The sequence below is a fragment of the Streptomyces sp. NPDC048419 genome (assembly GCF_043200415.1).
Lineage (GTDB): Bacteria > Actinomycetota > Actinomycetes > Streptomycetales > Streptomycetaceae > Streptomyces.
Genome location: NZ_JBICXT010000028.1, coordinates 1 through 20,103 on the forward strand (window position 1 = coordinate 1; position 20,103 = coordinate 20,103).

Sequence of the window (20,103 nt, forward strand, 5' to 3'; positions counted from 1 at the left end):
TCAACCAGGTCGAGCGGTGGTTCGGCTACCTCGCCCACCAGATGATCCGCCGCGGCGCACACAAGAACATCCAGGCACTCGAAGCCGACATCCGGACCTGGGTCAACGACTGGAACAACAACCCCAAGCCCTTCATCTGGACCAAGACCGCTGAAGAGATCCTCGACTCCCTCGCCCGCTTCTGCCGACGGATCTCTGGCGCAGGACACTAGCGCGGGACCGGCGGAGCCGCCGTCACGCCCTGCCCTGGGCGCTGCGGGCGAGGGTGCGGCGCAGGGCGCGGGTGACGATCGGGGGCAGGATGTCCGCGCCGATGCGGCGGGCCCTGGAGCGGGGGCGCGGCCGGGGGCGGGCCGGTGCGGGAGCGGGTGCGGGCGCGGCCGCCGCGGGCCGCGGGGGTTCGGGCACGGTGTAGTGGCGCGAGTGGGGGAAGGACGGCGGCTGCATCCCCTTCTGCGCGCGAGTGCGGATCAGCCGGTGCCCGGCGGCGTCCTGGACGCTCAGACCGCAGTCCGGGCGCTCCCTGAGCATCGCCAGCAGCTCCTCCTGGACGGGCTCCGGGTCGTCCCAGGTGCCGTAGAGCTTCTGGGTGCTCAGGCAGATGGGGTGCAGCCCGCGGTTGAGCACGGCCTCCCAGGTGGCGACCGAGACGCCGGGGGTGTGCTCGGAGCGGAAGTCGTCGAGGACGACGATGCCGCCCGGGAGGAGGAGGTCGCGGGCGGCACCTATGTCGTCGCGGACGTGCTCGTACAGGTGTGAGGCGTCGATGTGGACGAAGCGGCAGCTGTCCGCCTCGACTTCCTTCGGAATGACGGAGGTCGTCGCCTCTATCACCCGGGGCAGGGCCTCGTGGAAGGCCAGGTAGTTGCGTTCGAAGGCCTGCCGGGTGAGCGAGGAGTACGACTTGGCCGTCTCGGCCGCGTTGGCCCCGTCCGGCGCCTCGCCGCCGAAGAGGTCGCAGACCGTGAACTTCTCGCCGTCCTGCAGATGATGGCCGAGGAGGATCGCGCTCTTGCCCATGTACGCGCCGAGCTCCACCAGGTCGCCCTCGAAGCCGCGCGTCTCCTGCCGCTCCAGGAACCAGGTGAACAGCAGTTGATCCAGCGGCGGGAACCAGCCGGGGACGTCTTTGAGCTCGCCGGGAATCTTGTCGGTTGCTTGTGCAGTCGCCATGAAACGAGTGTGCTCACTGGGGGCCGGAGAAACTGTCGCTGGGCTGAACGTCCCGTGAACACCTCGGCCCGCCCCGGCCCCCGCGCGGTTACACCCGCAGGCCATGCAGCAGATCGGTCACCTGAGCGGGGTCCTCGGGTCCGAGGTGTCCCGCGTCGCGGATGCTGTGGACGGTGAAGCGGTTGCCCGGAGTAAGGGCGTCGGCCTCCGCGATCATGCGGTCCTGGAGCTCGGTGGCCACCGTCCGGTCCTTGCCGAAGCGCAGATAGGTGCGCGGGATGCGGCCCCAGGTGCCTGCGTGTCCGACCGCGCGGCCGTCGTACGCCGTCATCGACTCGTCCGTCTGCATGCCCTCCAGCACCCGCAGGAACCCCACGTCCGAGTAGTCGGCGCAGATCATCTCCCGGAACACGGCGAGGTCCCGCCGCTCGGAGGTACGCCAGTTGAGGCGCAGCACGCCCGACTTCGCCGGATCGCCGACGAGTTGGTCCATCGGCGTGATGGCGTGCTGCCCCTCCGGCGAGGCGGCGCACGCGTTGAGGGAGGGCATGGTGCGGCTCGGGCAGAAGGCCGCCATGTAGCAGATGTGGGCGAGGAGTTCGGGGACGGCGTTGCCGACCCTGCTGACCGAGAGGCCGCCCATGCTGTGCCCGACCAGGACCACGGGGCCACCGAGCCGGGCGGCGCGGCGCACCGCCGCGGTGACGCGCCGCTCGAAATCGTCCAGCGTGAGGGCGGCGACGGGCGAGGCCTCCGTGGCCAGCGCGCGCAGGTCCTGCGTCTGGTACGCCCGCGGCACGAACCGCTCGGTGCCGTGCAGGGGTTGGTCGACGGCGACGACGCGATGACCGCGCAGCGCCAGCTCGCGGCCGATCGCCGTCCAGAAGGATCCGGCGCTGTGGGTGCCGTGCACGAGGACGTAGGTGCGGACGCCGTCGCCGTGGTGCCTGGTCCTGTCCGCCGCGGCGGCCTCCGGCATCCCCATGCCGGCGGCGAGAGCGGCGCCCCCGATCCCTGCCGTCAGCCGCATCGCGTGCCGGCGCGAGATCGTCCCTGAAGTGCCCTTGCTTTCAACGGTGTTCGCGTTGTCGAGATTCTCTGTGTCAGCCATGCCCCTGACGCTACGAAGGCCGGCGGCGCCCAGCCATGGCCCTGTGCACCCGCCGACGGTGTACCTGTCGACACCCCGCGGCCGTCAGGTGCTCTCACGGACCACCAGCCTGCACGGCACCGTGTGCACCCCGGGCACCGGCTCGGCGTCGATGGCCTCCAGCAGTTTCAGGGCCGCTATCCGGCCGATCTCGGCCAGGTCCATGTCGATCGTGGTGAGCGGCGGACGGCTGGCCAGCGCCATGGTGTCCCAGTTGTCGTAGCCCACGACGGCGATCTCGCCGGGCACGTCCCGGCCGCGCTCGCGCAGAGCGTCGGCCACGCCACGGGCGATCTGGTCGTTGCCGCAGAAGAAGGCGTCGGTGTCGGGTGCCGTGCGCAGCACCGCGTCGGCGGCGCGGCGGCCCCACGCCTCGCTCCACTCGCCGAAGTGGACCCGTCCACCGGCCAGTTGGGCCCCGGCCTGGGCCAGCAGGTCGACGGCGTGGCGGGCCCGGTCGCGGGCGGCCGCATGGTGTTCGGGTCCGGTGACATGGGCGATCCGGGTGCGTCCCGTGGCGAGCAGGTGCTCGACGGCGAGGAACGCGCCGCCCCGGTCGTCTGAGGCCACCGAGGTGTCGGCCGGGTCGGTGGACGGGGAGAGGGCGTAGACGATCGGTATGCCCTCGACGCCCTTCATGGGCGGGCGCGGGTCGGTGCGTCGGCCGGTGACGATGATGCCGTCCACCCGGCGGTCCATGAGGTTGCGCAGGTGGTGCTGCTCGCGGATGGTGTCGCCCCTGGTGTCGCAGAGCAGGACGGAGATCTTGCCGGCGCCGAGCGCGTCCTCGGCGCCCAGCAGCACCGGTGTGCTGAAGCGGCCGATGCCGTCGGTGGTCATCAGGCCGACGGTCCAGCTGCGGCCGGCGTGCAGGCTCTGCGCGTGCTGGTTGGGCCGGAAGCCGAGCGTCTCCACGGCGTCGAGCACCCGCTGACGGGTCTCCGGCCGCATCCGGCCGCTGCCGCTCAGGGCCTTCGACGCCGTGCCGACGCTGACGCCGGCGAGGGCGGCGACGTCGGCGAGCTTGGCCCGGCCGGTGGACGCAGGACGCTGAGCGGCTTCGGTCACGGGCAATCCTTTTCTCGCTGGTCGTGCCTGGCTGGTGCGGCCCGGCCCATGGTGGCAGGCGGCCGAGTGGAGTACCAGCCCTTGAGCAACTTGAGAAACTCGGTCAGAACCCTTGACCCCAAATCCCCGACTCCACTCTACTCTTCGGCGAGGAAAACGGTTGCTCACACTTGCCCAGCCGTGGTCCGCGCCTCCCGCCGTCCAGCACCCGGAGAACCATGCCCCGCGCCCGCTCCGCCCAGCCCTCCCCCGCGCCCTCCGCCGGCCCGGTCCGTCTCGGCCCCGGTGCCCGTGCCGCCCTGCGCCCCGCCGCCGCCGAGGTGGACGACGGCTTCTGGCACAGCCGGCGGGTGGTCAACGCGCGCACCTCGATCCCGCAGGGCCCCGGCCTGCTGGAGTCGGCGGGCAATCTGCACAACCTGCGGCTCGCGGCGCCCGCACCGTCGGACGCGTCGGCCGAGGGCGCGTTCCAGGGCGCCTATCCGTTCATGGACTCGGACGTCTACAAGTGGCTGGAGGCCGCGTCCTGGCAACTCGGCCAAGGCCCCTCCCCGGAGCTGGAGGCCGATGTCGAGCGGATCACCCGCCTGATCGCCGCCGCCCAGCAGCCGGACGGCTATCTCAACACCTGGTTCCAGCTGGTCAAGGACGGCGAGCGCTACCAGGACCTGCGCTGGGGCCACGAGCTGTACTGCGCGGGCCATCTGATGCAGGCGGCCGTCGCCCACCACCGGGCCACCGGCCGTCCCGAACTCCTCGACGTGGCACGGAAGTTCGCCGACCACATCGACTCGGTCTTCGGGCCGCCCGGCAGCGGCCGGCCGATCGACGGCATCGATGGCCACCCCGAGGTCGAGACCGCCCTGGTCGAGCTGTACCGGGAGACCGGTGAACGACGCTATCTCGACCTCGCCGGCTACTTCGTCGACCGCCACGGCCACGGCCTGCTCGGCGGCGAGGCCTACTGCCAGGACCGCGTCCCGGTGCGCGAGTCGACGAACGTCGAGGGCCACGCCGTACGGCAGCTGTATCTGCTGGCCGCCGCCGCGGACCTCGCCACCGAGACGGGAGAGGCCGAACTGCGGGCCGCCACCGAGCGGTTGTGGCAGGCGATGACCGCCACCAAGACCCACCTGACCGGCGGCCTGGGCGCCCACCACGACTGGGAGGACTTCGGCGACCCCTACGAACTCCCCAACGAGCGCGCATACTGCGAGACCTGCGCCGCCATCGCCTCCGTGCAGTGGAGCTGGCGTATGGCCCTGCTCACGGGCGAGGCCCGTTACGCCGACCTGATCGAGCGCACCCTCTTCAACGGCTTCCTGGCCGGCGTCTCCCTGGACGGCGAGCGCTGGCTGTACGTCAACCCGCTCCAGGTCCGCGACGGGCACACCGACCACGGCGGCGACCAGTCGGCCCGCCGCACCCGCTGGTTCCGCTGCGCCTGCTGCCCGCCCAACGTGATGCGGCTGCTGGCCTCCCTGGGGCACTACCTCGCCACCGGCGACGACGAGGGCCTGCAGATCCACCAGTACGTCACCGGGCGCTACGCCTGCGGCCCGATCGCGGTGCGCGCCGAGACGGACTACCCCTGGCACGGCACGGTCGCCCTCACCGTCGAGGAGACCCCCGCCGACCGCCCCTGGGCACTCTCGCTGCGCATCCCGCAGTGGTGCCGTGAATTCCGGTTGCGCTGCGGCGAGTTGACGTACGACCAGACCGACGCACCGGTCGAGGACGGCTGGCTGCGCATCGAACGCACCTGGGCGCCGGGCGACCAGGTCGTCCTGGAACTCGGCCTGGAGCCGCGGCTCACGGCGGCCGACCCGCGCGTGGACGCCGTACGGGGCTGCGTGGCGATCGAGCGCGGGCCGCTCGTGTACTGCCTGGAGCAGGCCGACCACCCCGGCGGCGGACTCGACGACGTCGTCCTGGACACCTCCCGCCCGCTCGCCGTCAAGCACCGCCCCGATCTGCTCGGCGGGGTCACGACGGTCGCGGCGGCCGGGCGGCGGCGTGACCTGGTCGAGGCGGGCTGGTGGCCGTACCGGCCGGCCGCCGACGACTCCCCCACCGCGGGCGAGCCGGTCGAGCTCACCGCGATCCCCTACTACGCCTGGGCCAACCGGCAGGACGGCGCCATGCGCGTCTGGCTGCCCACCTCCTGACACCCCATCACCTTCGCCCTACGACAACGAGGTCACCCCGTGATACCCACCCGCCGCAGTCTCCTGACCGCACTCGCCGCCGTCGGCACGCTCGCCTCCCTCACCGCGTGCGGAGGCGGCTCCGACAACTCGGGCTCCTCCTCCGGCGCGTCGTCGGGCACGTACACCTTCTGGGACCCCTATCCGCAGCTCGACGCCTCCTCGGCCTGGGGCAAGCTCGTGACCTCCTGCGGCACGAAGGCCGGGGTGAAGCTCAAGCGCACCCCGTTCGACACCACCGACCTGGGCAACAAGGCGCTGCTGGCCGCCCAGCAGGGCAACGCGCCCGATGTGATGCTCGTGGACAACCCGGTGGTCTCCACGCTGGTGGAGGCGGGGATCCTCAACAAGACGAGCGACCTGGGCCTGGACACGAAGTCCATCCAGAAGAACATCCTCGGCGCGGGCACCATCGACGGCGCCTCCTACGGAATGCCGATCGGCGCCAACACCCTTGCCCTCTACTACAACAAGAAGGTCCTGTCCGCCGCGCACGTCGACCCGGCCTCGGTCAAGGACTGGGCCTCGCTCACGGCGGCGATGCAGAAGGTCAAGGCGGCGGGCAAGAAGGGCATCACCTTCTCCGCCATCAACACGGAGGAGGGCAGCTTCCAGTTCCTGCCCTGGTTCTGGGGCGCGGGCGGCGATCTGACAAAGCTCGACAGCGCCAAGGGAGTTGCGGCCCTGTCGCTGTGGCAGCAGTGGGTGAAGGACGGCTACGCGCCCAAGGACGTGCTGCAGAACACGCAGACCACCGCCTGGCAGGAGTTCGCGACGGGCGACTACGCCTTCGGCGAGAACGGCACCTGGCAGCTGGGCAACGCGGACAAGGCCGGCATCGATTACGGCATCATCAACATCCCCGGGCAGAACGGCGGTTCGGCCCCGGTGCCGACGGGCGGCGAGTTCGTGACCGTGCCCGTGCAGAAGGACACCGGGCGCTACGACGTCAGCAAGAAGATCGTCACGTGTCTGACCAGCGACGCGAACCTGCTGCCCACCGACACGACGCTGATGTACGTCGCCCCCACGGCCGCCGTGCAGGCCGAGCAGGTGAAGCAGAACCCGAAGCTGAAGCCCTGGGTGGACGCGGTCGCCTCCGCACGCGGCCGCACCAGCGGCGGTCTGGGCACCAAGTACCCGACCATCTCGGAGCCGATGTGGACGGCCGTGCAGGCCGCGCTGTCGGGCAGCAAGAGTCCCCAGGACGCCCTGGACACGGCCCAGTCGAGCGCGCGGAAGGGCTAGGACCGGCATGACCATCGCCCGGGTCGACCGTCCGCGGCGAGCACCGGCGGCCACGCACGCGAGCGCCGGCGACGCCCCTGCCCTGCGCCGCCGCCAGCGGCGCAGGGCCAGGCTGACCGCGCTCGCCTTCGTGACCCCCCTGCTGGCCTACCTCGCCGCCTTCTACCTCTATCCGCTCTACCGCAACCTCGATCTGAGCCTGCGCGACTACACCGTCCGCTCGTTCGTGGCCGGGGACGCGCCGTTCACCGGCTGGGCCAACTTCCAGAAGGTGCTGGACGATCCGACGTTCGGCCCGGCGATGCGGCACACGATGGTCTTCACCTTCGTGTCGATCGCCTTCCAGTACGTGATAGGGCTCGCCCTCGCCGTCTTCTTCAACCGGCACTTCAGGCTCTCGACCGTGCTGCGGGCACTGTTCCTGATCCCGTGGCTGCTGCCGCTGATCGTGTCGTCCTCCACCTGGTCGTGGATGTTCAACAGCGAGTCCGGAGTGGTCAATTACTTCCTTCACTTCTTCGGGGTCGACCCGGTCGGCTGGCTGACCTCGCCGGACTGGGCACTGACGTCGGTGATCGTCGCCAACATCTGGATCGGCATCCCGTTCAACCTGGTCATCCTCCACAGCGGGCTGCAGAACATCCCGGCCGAGCTCTACGAGGCTGCATCGCTGGACGGAGCGAACGCCTGGCAGCAGTTCCGCCGCATCACCTTCCCGCTGCTGCGCCCGGTGTCGGCGATCACCCTGCTCCTCGGACTCGTCTACACCCTCAAGGTGTTCGACCTGATCTGGATCATGACCAAGGGCGGTCCGGGGGACGCCTCGTCCACCCTGGCGACCTGGTCCTACCAGCTCGGCTTCGGCACGCTACTGCCCAAGTTCGGCCCCGGGGCGGCGGTCGGCAACATCCTCATCCTCATCGCGCTCGTCTTCGGGCTGGCCTACATCCGCGTCCAGAGGAGGCAGGAAGCGTGAACTCCCGTACGCACAAGCGCCGTTACACGGTCATCGGGCTGGTCCTCACAGCGCTGATGTTGTTCCCGGTGTACTGGATGCTGAACGTCTCCCTCACCCCGCAGCAGGACATGCGCAAGGACCCACCCGACCTGCTCCCGCTGCACCCCACCTTCGCGGGCTACCGGGCCGTCCTGGACGACCAGTTGCCGTACCTGGGCACCAGCCTGCTCATCGGCCTGGGCACGGTCGCGCTCACCCTGCTGCTCGCGGCCCCGGCCGGCTACTCGCTGGCCAAGCTGCGCCCCAGGGGCGGCGGCGCGCTCGGCCTGGCCCTGCTGATCGCGCAGATGATCCCCGGGATCGTCATGGCGATGGGCTTCTACGGCATCTTCCTGGACCTCGGTCTGCTCAACTCCTGGTGGGGCCTGATCATCGCGGACTCCACCATCGCCGTGCCGTTCGGCGTCATGATCTTCACGGCGTTCATGTCGGGCATCCCCGGCGAGCTCGTCGCCGCCTCCCGTATCGACGGCGCGGGCACCTTCCGCACCTTCTGGTCGGTGGTGCTGCCGGTGAGCCGCAACGCCGTGGTCACCGTCTCGCTCTTCAGCTTCCTGTGGGCCTGGTCCGACTTCGTCTTCGCCAACACCCTCGACGGCGGCGGCGACCTGCGGCCGATCACCCTCGGCATCTACAAGTACATCGGCAACAACAACCAGGAGTGGAACGCGATCATGGCCACCGCGGTGGTCGCTTCCGTCCCGGCTGCCGTCCTGCTGGTGCTTGCGCAGCGGTACGTGGCGGCCGGGGTGACTTCCGGCGCCGTCAAGGACTAGGTCGCTTTTCGTCTGCCGGTTCGTTGCGGCTGGTCGCGCAGTTCCCCGCGCCCCTGAAGGGGCGCTCCCCCTCAACCCATTCCGTGAGGAGAACCCCTCTCATGAGCCGCACAAGACCCCCTGCTCCCCCTCGCCTTGTCGCCGTCTTAGGCGCTGCCGCCCTCACCGCAACCGCGCTCGCCGTCGCCGCGCCCGCCCAGGCGGCCCCTACCGCCGCGACCACTCTGGTGGTCAACGCCAACCAGACGCTGCGGCCCGTCACGCATGTGGCGACCGGCAGTCTCTACGGTCTGGCCGACGCGGGCACGCCGGCCGACAGCTCGGTCGCGCCGCTCAAGCCGAACACCTTCGTGCAGATGGCACCGGGCGGCTCGCAGTTGCCCAACGGTGAGCCGAAGCCGGCCGGGGACGCGCTCGTGGTGGCGTCCAAGGCGGCGCGGGCCGGCGCCGAGGTCGTCGTCCGCATGCCGGACTGGTATCCGAACTTCCCGTACAAGTGGGTGAGTTGGAGCGACTGGCTGTCCGCGGTGGACAAGCAGGTCGCCTCCGTGCAGTCCTCGGGCGCCACGAACATCGCCGCGTACGAGCTGTGGAACGAGCCCGACTGGACGTGGGACACCGCCGGTGCCGGTGCCTTCGACGCGGGCTGGACCCGCACGTTCAAGGAGGTGCGGGCCAAGGACACCAGGACGCCGATCCAGGGACCGAGTTACTCGGCGTGGAACCAGTCCTGGATGAGCACGTTCCTCACCGACGCCAAGGCGAGCGGTACCGTCCCTGACGTCATCGCCTGGCACGAGCTGCAGGGCAGCAAGGACATCGCCGCGCACGTCTCGGCGTACCGCGCACTGGAGAGCAGCCTCGGGATCAGTCCGCGGCCGATCGCGATCGAGGAGTACGGCACGCCGAGCGAGATCGGTGTGCCCGGGCCGCTGGTCGGCTACGTCGCCAAGTTCGAGCGGGCGGGCGTGCACGACGCCGAACTGGCCTTCTGGAACCACTACGGCACCCTCGGCGACACCCTGACCGACACCGGCGCCTCGCCCAACGGCTCCTACTGGCTCTACAAGTGGTACGGCGACATGGCCGGGAGCATGCTGGTCACCACTCCTCCGGCGCAGACCGGCATCGACGGCGCGGCCTCGCTGAGCGGTGACGGCCGGCAGATCGGCGTGATCTTCGGCGGCGGTGCCGGTTCAACTGCCGTACAGGTCAAGGGATTCGGGTCGCTCGCGGCGTTCGGCTCCACCGTGCACGCGAAGCTGGAGTACACCCCGTCCAAGGGCCGTACGACCGCCGTGTCCGGGCCGGTCACGATCTCGGAGGCCGACTACACCGTCTCCAACGGCTCGATCACCGTGCCCGTGACCACGAACGCCTCCGACGGCTACCACCTGGTGATCACCCCGAGCGGCTCGTCGACCTCGCTGGCGGGGACGTACCAGATCACCAACAGGAACAGCGGGCTGGCGCTCGACACTCAGGGCGCGGGGACGGCGCAGGGTGCGGCGGCCGTGCAGGCGGCGCCGGGCACGGGCACGAGTCAGTCGTGGACGCTGAGTTCGGCCGGCTCGGGCCTCTACAAGATCACGAACGGGGCGAGCGGGCTGCTCCTCGGCATCGACAGCATGAGCACGGCGGACGGTGGAAACGCCCTGATCTGGGGCGACAACGGCACCGCGGACCACCTCTGGCAGCTGATCCCGTCCGGCGACGGCTACTACAAGATCGCCAACTACAACAGCGGGCTGCTGCTCGGGGTGGACGGCATGAGCACCTCCTCCGGTGCCCAGGTCCTGCAGTGGGACGACAACGGCACGGCCGACCATCTGTGGAAGCTGACGGCCCGGTAGCCGAACAGGTCAACTCCGCGCGGCGGGGCTCGCGTTCAACGCCGCGCGGAGGTCCTCGGCCGGGAACGGAGTGCGCTTGCTCCGGGTCAGCAGCCGGTGGTGGAAGTCGTCCAGGACGGTCGCCGTGCGCGCGTGCCGGTCGAGGAAGGCGGCCGTCCTGGGCGGGACCCCGTCGCGCCGGTGACCGGTGCCCCACTCGCGTACGTACGTCTCGCGGGAGACGTCACCGCGTACCCGGTCCAGCAGATGGTGCCGCAGCAGGTGCGTCGGGACATAGCAGCGGTCGTAGAGGAGATGGTCCGACAGGAACTCGGCCTCCTTCGCGGAGAGTTCGAAGCGCGAGCTCAGGGCGAGGCCGAAGTCCGCGAAGTACACCTGCCTGCCGTCGGTGAGGAGGTTGTGGAAGTGGGCGTCGAAGTGGACCAGTCCCCGGTCGCTCATGAACGCCGTGCCGCGGGTCAGGGCGTCCTCCATCCAGGGCAGCGCGGTCCCGGGGTCCTCGTGGTCGGCCAGCCATGCGGCGAGGGTGTGCGGCACGTGCTCCAGGAAGAGGACCAGGCTTGCCGAGGACCGGCCGACGGCCTGCAGCCGGCGCCGTACGGCCGCGGAGCCCTCCCAGTGCGCGACGGCGCCCTCGATGCCGCCGAACGCGTCGGCGAAGCCCGTCGGCGGCTGATCGGGCAGGATCCGCCAGTGGTACAGCAGCGGAAAGCCCGGGTGCCCGCCGCGCAGCACCCACCCGGTCGTCATCAGATGCGCGGCCAGCTCCCGCCAGGCCCCGAATCCGGCGGACCCGACGCCGTACTGGTAGAACAGCGGCAGCTCGAACAGGTTCGCCGTCGACCGCTCGTGTTCCGGCCGGAGTTCGAGGTCCGTCAGCGGCACCCGCTTCACGAAGACGCGCACCCCGTCCACGTCCAGCTCCGCCGCCCGCCCGCCGATCCCGGCGCCCAGCACGGGAGTGGCGGCCACGATGTCGGCGAGGCGGCGGTCGCTGAGCAGACCGAGCGCCGTGCCGACCGTCGCGTACGCGGACCGGCGGGCGGCGGAAGGGTCCTGGGCTGCGGGTACGTCGCCCTGCGCGTGATCCATGTCGGTCATCCTGCCGACCGTGTCCGCTCGGGGACAGCGATCAACCCTCCGCGAGGATCTTCACGTCCCAGGGTCCAAGGGTGACGGTGTCCTCATGCACCGCTTCCGACAGCACGTCGCGCACGGGCTCGGGCAGGGGGACGGACACCGTCTCCCACGACCAGTTGTGCAGGAAGCGGACGCGGCGGCCGTCGCGGGAGGTGGCCGTGGTCGAGGTGACGCTGGGGTGGGGCGCGTGCCAAGCCCCGTTCGGAGCAGTCCAGTTGAGCAGGGCTCGGGCGAAGGTTGGGTCGGGGATCGTGCCGACGTAGGTGATGCGGCCGTCGCCGTGGGGGTGGGTGGCGGCTGCCGGCCAGCGGCCGAAGTGCGCGTGCTGGTAGGTCGCCAGTGCCTCGGCTCCCTGGGGCCGCAGACCGTCCGCCCAGTCCAGGGCGCGGGCCTCGGGCGGAAGGGCGAGGGCGGCCGTTCCGATGACGGGCAGGGGTTCGCCGAGGTTGCTGAACTCGTCGTACGTCACTCCGGCCGCGTCGGCGAGACGGGCCGGCTGCGCGCCGGTGCGGGCCCGGGCCTCGACGTCGGCGTAGGCGGTGCGGGGGCCGAGGACGAGGTGGCCGCCCTGTGCGGCGTAGGCCTTCAGCCGGTCGAGGGTCGCGTCGTCGGCGGCGTAGTAGGCGGGGACGACCAGGACGGGCGGCAGGTCGGCGTCCGGGAGCTGGCCGGGATGCAGGATGCGGCACTGGAGGCCGGCGTCGAAGGCACCCCGGTAGAAGGCGTCGAAGATCCGCTCGTACGAGCGCCCGTCCGGGCCGCCGTCGGCCGTGGCCAGTGGCGGGTGGCCTTGGAGCGCCCATTTGCTGGGGCCGTCGTGGAGGAAGGCGACGTCGGCGTCCGGGGTCAGTTGCGCCACCAGGTCGCCCGCCTTCTCCAACTCGGCTCCCAGGGCGGCGATTTCGCGATGGACGCGGCCCGGTCGGCCGCTGTGCGGGAGGATGCCGCCCCAGTAGGTCTCGGCGCCGAAGTGCAGGGTGTGCCAGTGCCAGTACTCGATCATCGAGGCTCCGCGGGAGATCAGCGCCCAGGCGGCCTGGCGCCACTGGCCGTCGTAGGCGGGGCGGTTGTTCCACGGATGGCCGATGGCCTGGGCGTTGGTCTCGGTCACCAGGAAGGGCTCCTGGCGCGAGGAGTACATGCGGTCGGCGCTGCGGTACAGCGCCCAGGTGCCGTTGGTCGTCCAGTCCCGGCCGTCGCGGTTGCGGTCGGGCAGGGCGAGCGCGTCCTGCATCGTGTAGTAGGGGTTGCCCGCGGTGACGTCGAGGCGTTCGGTCAGCCGGTCGTCCTCGACGGCCGGGCGGTCGTAGGCGATGCAGGTGGTGACGAACTGGCCGGGTCGGGCGTATTCGCGGACGATTCCGGCCTGCCAGGCGATGAACTCCGTGACGAGGTTCGCCTGGAAGCGCCGCCAGGCCAGGTCGTACTGCGGCTGGACGTTGCCGTCAGGGGTCCACAGGTCGGACCAGGTGGCGAGCCGGTGCGACCAGTACACCAGACCCCACTCGCGATTGAGGGTCTCCACGTCCCCGTACTTCTCGCGGAGTTCGCCGCTGAAGCGCTGGAACACGCCGTGGTTGTGCAGGAGATGAAGACCCGGTTCGTTGTCGACCTGGAAGCCGATGACGGCCGGGTGGCCGGCGTACCGGGCGACGACCTTCCGGATGATCCGCTCGGCGTGGAAGCGGAACGCCGGGTGGGTGATGTCGACCTCCTGGCGCCCACCCCAGCCCATGCGCTCGCCGGTGCGCGACTCCCCCGCGACCTCCGGGTACTGGCGGGCCGGCCACGGCGGCACGGCGTAGGTCGGGGTGCCGAGGACGACGGAGATTCCCCGCTCGTGGGCGCCGTCCAGGACGGGCTGGAGCCAGTCGAGGTCGAAGCGGCCGTTCTCGGGCTCCCAGGTCGACCACACGGACCCACCGACCCGGATCACGGTGAAGCGGGCCTCGGCCATCAGGTCGAGGTCGTCCTTGAGGCGTTCGTACGGCTGGTACTCGTGGTAGTAGGCGGCGCCGAACAGGACTCGGTGCGCAAGCTCGAACATCCTTCTCCCACGGGGTGGTTGAGCGTCGTCAGCCCTTGACGGACGCGGGTGTGGTGCGGTGGCGTGCCGGCCCGGTGGAGCCTCGTGCGGTCAACTCGACGTCGAGGTGCGTGTGTTCGGCCGGGACGGAACGGTGCTCGATCAGGACGATGAGTGTCTCCACGGCGCGGGTGGCGAGGGCCGCGAAGTCCTGGCGGACGGTGGTCAGGGGCGGGGAGAGGTAGGCGGCGGCCGGGATGTCGTCGTAGTCGACGACGCTCACGTCCCCAGGGACGGACAGCCCGGCCTCGGCGAACGCCCGCAGCGCGCCGAGGGCCATGTCGTCGTTGGCGGCGAACACGGCCGTGACGTCGGCGAGTCGGGCGAGCTGCCGGCCGGACGCGTATCCGGACGCCGGGCTCCAGTCCCCCTCCAGGGGCAGGGGTGGTTCCGGGACGCCTGCGGCGGCGAGCGCCTCGCGCCAGCCGCGCAGCCGGTCGGGGGCGGCCCACCAGTTCTGCGGGCCGGGGATGTGCCAGACGGTTCGGTGGCCGAGGGTGAGCAGGTGCTCGGTGGCCGTGCGGGCGGCGGCGACGCCGTCGAGGCCGACGACGGCGCCGATGCCCTCGCCGGGCTTCGGCCCCTCGCCGAGGCTGACGACGGGCACGTCCGCGCCGAGTCCGAGCGGGGTGCCGTCGTCGATGGGTTCGGACAGGACGATTCCGTCGACGCCCTGTTCCAGCAGCGTCTCCACGGCGCCGGAGACTCGTTGCCCTTCGAGGGTGCCGGCCAGGGCGAAGGAGTAGCCCGCCTGCTGCATCGCGCGTTCCAGCGCGAGGAGAAGACTGGCGGGGCCCGTAGAGGGCGGAGCCCAGCGAGACGACGCCTATGCGCCGGTAACGCCCCAGGAGCAGGGCGCGCGCCGCGTTGTTCGGGCGGTACTCCAGCTCCCGGACGACCCGCAGTAAGCGCTCGCGCACCTCGGAGCTGACGTGCGGCTCGCCGTTGACGACCCGGGAGACGGTCTTCTGCGAGACACCGGCGGCACGGGCGACCTCGGTCATGGTGACCATGGGCTCTCCTGGCATGTCCGAGTGCGTGACTACGCAGACGGCCTGGCCCGAAAGGTGGGAGCCATACTCATGACTACACAGTCATGCCAGTTTCCGAACCATCGGCGACCACGTCAACAGTTCCGAACGCCCGACACTTCGTCGGCGGCTCCGGCGACTCGGCGCAGCGTCCACACTCGGCGGGCCGCTGTCAGTGCACCGCGCTAGTGTGCCCGTAACTGACCGTTCGCCCCTTTTCGGGAGGCTTGCATGACCTCGCGTCTCAACCCGTACATCAGCTTCGACGGCGACGCCCGGCAGGCGATGGAGTTCTACAAGGGGATCTTCGGCGGCACGCTGGCGCTGAACACCTTCGGGGAAGCCGGCGATGCCACCGCCCCCCACGCCGACAAGATCATGCACGCATTGCTGGACACTCCCCGCGGCTTCACTCTGATGGGCGCCGATACCCCGCCCGGTATGGACTACACCCCGGGTACCAACTTCGCGGTGAGCGTCAGCGGGGACGACGACGCCGAACTGCGCGGCTACTGGGAGAAGCTGTCGGTCGGCAGCACTGTGTCAGTGCCGCTGGAGAAGCAGATGTGGGGTGACGTCTTCGGCATGTGCACAGACCGGTTCGGCGTCACCTGGATGGTCAACATCGGCGAGCCTCAGGGCTGAAGCCCCTCCGTTCCGCCAATCCGGCCCGGAGGGTGTGCCGGGCCCCGCGGCTCGGCACACCTGCGGATCACCCTCAGGGCGGGGTGACCGGTCCTGCCGGCACGGTCTCAGCCCAGCCGCTTGAGCAGTTCCTCGGCGAGAGGGGCGGAGGAGGCCGGGTTCTGGCCGGTGATGAGGTTGCGGTCAACGACGACCTTCGGTGCCCAGGGCTCGCCGACCTGGACCTGGACGCCGGCCTCGGTCAGGCGGTCCTGGAGGAGCCACTTGGCCTTGTCGGCGAAGCCGGACTGGGTCTCCTCGGCGTTGGTGAAGGCGGCCACCTGGTACCCGGCGAAGGTGTTCACGCCGTCCCGTTCGGCGGCGAGCAGCGCGGCCGGGCCGTGGCAGACGACGCCGAGGGGCTTGCCGGACTCCAGGGCGCGGGTGAGCAGCCGGCCGGATTCGGCGTCGACGGCCAGGTCCTCCATCGGGCCGTGGCCGCCCGGGTAGTAGACGGCGGCGTAGTCGTCGAGGTTCACGTCCTCCAGGCGTACGGGGTGCTGCAGTTCGGTCGCCGCGGTGAGCACGGCGGCGACGCGGTCGGCGTTCTCCTGGCCGCCGTTGAACTCGGGCGCGAGGCTGGCCTTGTCCACGCTGGGCACGACGCCGCCCGGGGTGGCGACGACGATCTCGTAGCCGGCCGCCTTGAAGGCCTCGTAGGGGGCGACGGCCTCCTCGGCCCAGAAGCCGGTGGGGTGGAGGGTGCCGTCGGCCAGCGTCCAGTGGTCCGCGCCGGTCAGCACGAAAAGGATCTTCGACATGGGGTGGGTCTCCGAGGGGTCGCGGAAGCTTGTCAGGCTCCGACCGTATGACTCCCTTGCCATTGGAATCCAATAGGCTCGGCCATGTGAGAGATAGGGAAACCAATGGCAGGGAGGTGAGGGCCCGGGCCGGCGACGCCTCCGCGCTGGATCTCAACCTGCTGCGCACCTTCCTCGCCGTCTACCGGACCGGCTCCTTCACGGCCGCGGCGAGGGTGCTCGGGCTGTCGCAGCCCACGGTGACCACGCAGGTGCGCGCCCTGGAGCGGCAGTTGGACCGGGAGTTGTTCGAGCGCCAGGCCCGCGGCGTCTCCCCCGCTCCGTACGCGGACGAACTCGCCTCCCGGATCGTGCAGCCGCTGGACGCGCTCGCCGGGGTCGCGCCGGGCGGGCCGGGCGCCGGGCATCCGCCGGAGCCGGTGCATCTGGCCGGTCCGCACGAGTTCCTGACCCGTTCCGTGCTGCCCGGCCTGGCACCCCTGGTGGAGCGAGGCGTACGGCTGCGCATCACGCCCGGCCTGACCGAGCCGCTGCTGGAGGAGCTGCGGGCGGGCCGCCACGACCTGGTGATCGCGACCTACCGGCCGCGCGGGCGCGCCCTGGCCTCCGTACCGCTGGAGGACGAGGAGTTCGTGCTGGTCACCTCTCCCGCCTGGGCCGAGCACGTCGGCGGTCCCGCCCGGATCGCCGCCGCCGGGCCCGCCGCCCTGCACGGCGTGCCGCTGCTGGCCTACGCCGAGGACCTGCCCATCGTCCGCCGCTACTGGCGCCACGTCTTCGGGCGGCGCCTGGTCCGTCAGCCCGCGGTCACCATGCCCGACCTGAACGCGGTCAAGGCCGGGGTCGTCGGCGGTACGGGCTTCACGGTGCTGCCCTGCTATCTGTGCGCCGGCGAACTGGCCTCCGGCGCCCTGGTCCTGCTGCACGACCCGGACGACCCGCCCATCAACACGGCGTTCCTCGTCCAGCGCCCGGGCGCCGTCACCAACCCGCATGTGACGCTGGTCCGCGACCATCTGCTGGAGACCGCACGCGGCGCGTGACCGAGACGTCAGTACTTCTTCGCGCCCGCCACGATCGCCTCGCGGATGCGGTGGTACGTGCCGCAGCGGCAGACGTTGCGGATCTCGTCGAGGTCGGCCTCGGTGATGTCGCGGCCCTCCTCGCGCGCCAGGCGGACCTTGGCAACGGCGGCCATGATCTGGCCTGGCTGGCAGTAGCCGCACTGGGCGACGTCGTACTCCAGCCACGCCTCCTGCATCGGGTGGAGGTCCTTGCCGACGGTGGCGGGCAGTCCCTCGATGGTCGTCACCTCGTCGGTGGGGGCGAGGTCCCCCACCGGGACGCTGCAGGGGTTGAACGCCTTGCCGTTGATGTGGCTGGTGCAGGCCTGGCACACGCCGAGTCCGCAGCCGTACTTCGGCCCGGTGACGCCGAGGACGTCCCGCAGCACCCACAGCAGCCGTACGTCGTCCTCGATGTCCACGCTCACCGGTCTGCCGTTGAGGATGAAGGTGTGTTCGGGCACGAAGGGCCTCCTGAACTCCTAGTAGGCGCGGCTCAGGCCGTCGGTGGGGGACTCGGGGATCGGCGGGCTCGTGGGCAGCGGCTCGAAGCCGAGCGGGCCGTCGTGGTTGATCGGGAAGGTCGTCGGCATGGTGCCGGTGGCGCGTCCGTAGGCGCAGGCCACGGCGGCCATCGCGCCGGCGACGGCGAGTTCACCGGCGCCGCCGGGCCTGCCGGTGGTCGGTGGCATGACGACGATCTCCAGCTCCGGTGGGGTGTTCCACTGGCGGGTGTAGAAGTAGTTGTCCCAACTGCCTTCCAGGAAGCGCCCGTTGTCCAGGTGCAGCCCCGAGCTGAGGGTGATCGCGATGCCGTCCATGATGCCGCCCATCATCTGGGCCTGAAGGCCGCGCGGGTTGACGGCGAGGCCCACGTCGACGGCGCAGACGACCTTGGTGACCCGGGGCCCCGTGTAGGCATCGGGGACCTTGCGTCCGGTGGTCTGCGGCCGGCAGTCGATCTCGGCGAGGACGGCGACGTAGCCGTGGTACTCGGGGTGCAGGGCGATGCCCTGGGCCGTGCCGGCGGGCATGCCGCGTCCCCAACTGCCCACTTCGGCGACCTTGTCGAGGACGGCCCGGGCACGGTCCTCCTTGAGGAACGACCGGCGGAAGCGGTAGGGGTCCTGGCCCATCCGCCTGGCCAGCTCGTCCACCACCAGCTCCTGCGCGCACCGCACATTCGGCGAGTAGATGTTGCGCATGGAGCCGGTGTGGAAGCCCTTGTCGGTCTCGCTGAGCAGCTGGGTGACGACGCCGAAGTTGTACGGGGTCTGCTGTGTGAGCGTGAAGATCGTCTCGGAGAAGGTGAGGTCGCCGACGGGCAGTTGGGCGGCCTCGGCGGTGATGATCTCACCGACGCCGTGGCCGAAGTCGGTGGCCACGGAGGTGTGGTGGTGGTTGTAGGTGAGGACCTGGCCGAGGGCGTAGGAGGCACGCACGCGGGAGGTGGACATGGGGTGGGTTCGACCGTGCCGGAAGTCGTCGGTGCGGTGCCACATCAGCCGGACCGGCTTGCCCGTCGCCTTGGAGATCTCGGCGGCCTCGGCGGCACCGTCGTGGAAGAGCTTGCGCCCGAACGAGCCGCCGCCCTCGGTGACATGAACCTTGACAGCGGCCGTGGGCAGTCCGAGGGTGAGCGCGATCTGCTCCTGGGCGGTGATCGGCGACTTCAGGCTGGCCCAGATCTCGGCGGAGTCCTGCCGCACGTCGGCGACGGCGCAGTTGGGCTCCAGGGCGCTGTTGCTGGCGAAGTGGAAGGTGAAGCGGGCGTCGACGGACTTGGTCAGCACGTCGAGTGCGGGCAGCGGCAGTTCGGCCCTGCGGAGTTCCTCGCCGATGGTGTCGTCGGACTCTCCGTCCACGGTGCCGGGGCCCCAGGTGACCTTCAGGGCGCGTACCGCGTCGATGCACTGGCCGAAGGTGCGGCCGCGGACCGCGACTCCGCTGGAGATCCGTACGACGTCGGTGATGCCGGGCATGGCCCGGACCGCGTCGAGGTTGTCGACGGAGCGGACCGTGCCGTTGATCGTCGGCGGCCGGCACACCATCGCGGGCAGCGCGTCCGGCACCTTCAGGTCCATGGCGTACTTCTTGCGCCCGGTGACGGCCTCCAGCGCGTCGATACGGCGCTGCGCGGTGCCGATGACCTTGAACTCGGAGGTGTCCTTGAGGGCTACCGACACCTGACTGGTCGTCACTGACGCCGCTTTCTGCGCCAGTTCGCCGTAGCCGAGGCTCTCGCCGGTGACGGTGGAGGTGATGACACCGGCCTTGGCGGTCAGGGTGCCGAGGGCCTCACCCAGTTCGAGTGCCGCCGCGTGCAGCAGCCGGCCGCGGGCGACGGCGGCGGCCACCCGGATCGGGGTGAAGGTGGAGATGGTGGTGTTGGAGCCGCCGGTGAGCTGGTTGAACAGCAGCTCGGGGCGGGCGTCGGCCAGGGTGACGTGGACCTGGTCGAGCTGGAGGTCCAGCTCCTCGGCGACGAGCATGGCGCTGGAGGTGGTGATGCCCTGTCCGACCTCGGCCCGGGGCAGGGCGAAGTGCGCGGTGCCGTCGGGGTCGAGCCGGATGGTGATCAGGTTCGCCGTGGGCAGGGTGGCGTGCGTGAGCATGTCGTTGAGGTCGTAGATCTCGGCCGGTCCGGGCACGGAGGGGACGACCGCCGCGGCCGGGGTGGGGGCGAGGACGGCCTCGCCGAGTTCGGCGGCGACGGTCAGCGTCGAGGCGGCCACCACATAGCCCAGAAAGCGCCGCCGCCCGATGCCGTCCGGGGCGGACACGGCGTTCTGCCGCTGCGGGTGTTCAGGTGCTCCCATCAGCTGTCCTCCCAGCGCACGGCAC

16 protein-coding genes and 2 pseudogenes are annotated in these 20,103 nt (G+C 70.9%); 8 read left to right on the top strand and 10 right to left on the bottom strand.

What is annotated here, in order from left to right:
• Positions 1–212 (top strand): annotated as a pseudogene (locus ACGFYN_RS38550) (IS630 family transposase); the annotation flags it as partial.
• Between the two features lie 22 nt (positions 213–234).
• Here the strand turns inward: ACGFYN_RS38550 and ACGFYN_RS38555 are convergent.
• The 3 genes from ACGFYN_RS38555 to ACGFYN_RS38565 form a co-directional block, all read right to left on the bottom strand.
• Complete coding sequence (locus tag ACGFYN_RS38555) at positions 235–1,173, bottom strand: class I SAM-dependent methyltransferase (protein WP_393870640.1); 939 nt, start codon at positions 1,171–1,173, stop codon at positions 235–237.
• An 88-nt stretch (positions 1,174–1,261) separates the two neighbouring features.
• Positions 1,262–2,203, bottom strand: coding sequence for an alpha/beta hydrolase (locus tag ACGFYN_RS38560; RefSeq protein ID WP_393870731.1), 942 nt, complete (start codon positions 2,201–2,203; stop codon positions 1,262–1,264).
• Positions 2,204–2,368: 165 nt separating this feature from the next.
• Positions 2,369–3,391, bottom strand: a complete 1,023-nt coding sequence (locus ACGFYN_RS38565; protein WP_393870641.1) for a LacI family DNA-binding transcriptional regulator — start codon at positions 3,389–3,391, stop codon at positions 2,369–2,371.
• 218 nt (positions 3,392–3,609) lie between these two features.
• On the opposite strand from ACGFYN_RS38565, the gene ACGFYN_RS38570 reads away from it, so the two are divergent.
• From ACGFYN_RS38570 to ACGFYN_RS38590, 5 genes are all read left to right on the top strand, one after another.
• The gene (locus tag ACGFYN_RS38570) at positions 3,610–5,559 is read left to right on the top strand and encodes a glycoside hydrolase family 127 protein (RefSeq protein WP_393870642.1); all 1,950 of its coding nucleotides are present in this window, start codon (positions 3,610–3,612) and stop codon (positions 5,557–5,559) included.
• 39 nt (positions 5,560–5,598) lie between these two features.
• The gene (locus tag ACGFYN_RS38575) at positions 5,599–6,846 is read left to right on the top strand and encodes an extracellular solute-binding protein (RefSeq protein ID WP_393870643.1); all 1,248 of its coding nucleotides are present in this window, start codon (positions 5,599–5,601) and stop codon (positions 6,844–6,846) included.
• A gap of 7 nt (positions 6,847–6,853) precedes the next feature.
• Positions 6,854–7,822, top strand: a complete 969-nt coding sequence (locus tag ACGFYN_RS38580) for a carbohydrate ABC transporter permease (RefSeq protein WP_393870644.1) — start codon at positions 6,854–6,856, stop codon at positions 7,820–7,822.
• Positions 7,819–8,640 carry a carbohydrate ABC transporter permease gene (locus ACGFYN_RS38585; protein ID WP_393870645.1) on the top strand — a complete coding sequence of 274 codons (822 nt, stop codon included), beginning with the start codon at positions 7,819–7,821 and terminating at the stop codon, positions 8,638–8,640. Before ACGFYN_RS38580 ends, ACGFYN_RS38585 begins: the two co-directional genes overlap by 4 nt.
• 101 nt (positions 8,641–8,741) lie before the next feature.
• Complete coding sequence (locus ACGFYN_RS38590) at positions 8,742–10,493, top strand: RICIN domain-containing protein (protein ID WP_393870646.1); 1,752 nt, start codon at positions 8,742–8,744, stop codon at positions 10,491–10,493.
• A gap of 9 nt (positions 10,494–10,502) precedes the next feature.
• On the opposite strand, the gene ACGFYN_RS38595 is transcribed toward ACGFYN_RS38590, so the two are convergent.
• The 4 genes and pseudogenes from ACGFYN_RS38595 to ACGFYN_RS38610 all read right to left on the bottom strand — a co-directional run.
• On the bottom strand, positions 10,503–11,585 hold the full coding sequence (locus ACGFYN_RS38595) for a protein kinase family protein (protein WP_393870732.1): 1,083 nt from the start codon (positions 11,583–11,585) through the stop codon (positions 10,503–10,505).
• Between the two features lie 40 nt (positions 11,586–11,625).
• Positions 11,626–13,680 carry a beta-galactosidase gene (locus ACGFYN_RS38600; protein ID WP_393870647.1) on the bottom strand — a complete coding sequence of 685 codons (2,055 nt, stop codon included), beginning with the start codon at positions 13,678–13,680 and terminating at the stop codon, positions 11,626–11,628.
• Positions 13,681–13,708: 28 nt separating this feature from the next.
• Complete coding sequence (locus ACGFYN_RS38605) at positions 13,709–14,479, bottom strand: substrate-binding domain-containing protein (protein WP_393870648.1); 771 nt, start codon at positions 14,477–14,479, stop codon at positions 13,709–13,711.
• Between the two features lie 169 nt (positions 14,480–14,648).
• Positions 14,649–14,747, bottom strand: a pseudogene (locus tag ACGFYN_RS38610) (LacI family DNA-binding transcriptional regulator); the annotation flags it as partial.
• 234 nt (positions 14,748–14,981) lie between these two features.
• Here ACGFYN_RS38610 and ACGFYN_RS38615 point away from each other — a divergent pair.
• Entirely contained in the window at positions 14,982–15,395 is a 414-nt protein-coding gene (locus ACGFYN_RS38615; protein WP_393870649.1) for a VOC family protein, read from the top strand.
• A gap of 107 nt (positions 15,396–15,502) precedes the next feature.
• Here the strand turns inward: ACGFYN_RS38615 and ACGFYN_RS38620 are convergent, their stop codons facing one another.
• Entirely contained in the window at positions 15,503–16,195 is a 693-nt protein-coding gene (locus tag ACGFYN_RS38620) for a type 1 glutamine amidotransferase domain-containing protein (RefSeq protein ID WP_393870650.1), read from the bottom strand.
• An 86-nt stretch (positions 16,196–16,281) separates the two neighbouring features.
• Between ACGFYN_RS38620 and ACGFYN_RS38625 the strand changes: the two genes are divergently transcribed.
• The gene (locus ACGFYN_RS38625) at positions 16,282–17,238 is read left to right on the top strand and encodes a LysR family transcriptional regulator (RefSeq protein WP_393870651.1); all 957 of its coding nucleotides are present in this window, start codon (positions 16,282–16,284) and stop codon (positions 17,236–17,238) included.
• An 8-nt stretch (positions 17,239–17,246) separates the two neighbouring features.
• On the opposite strand, the gene ACGFYN_RS38630 is transcribed toward ACGFYN_RS38625, so the two are convergent.
• A complete protein-coding gene (locus ACGFYN_RS38630) occupies positions 17,247–17,723 on the bottom strand; it encodes a (2Fe-2S)-binding protein (protein WP_393870652.1) in 477 nt (158 codons plus the stop codon).
• 18 nt (positions 17,724–17,741) lie between these two features.
• Positions 17,742–20,078, bottom strand: a complete 2,337-nt coding sequence (locus tag ACGFYN_RS38635) for a molybdopterin cofactor-binding domain-containing protein (RefSeq protein WP_393870653.1) — start codon at positions 20,076–20,078, stop codon at positions 17,742–17,744.
• Between the last annotated feature and the right edge of the window lie 25 nt (positions 20,079–20,103).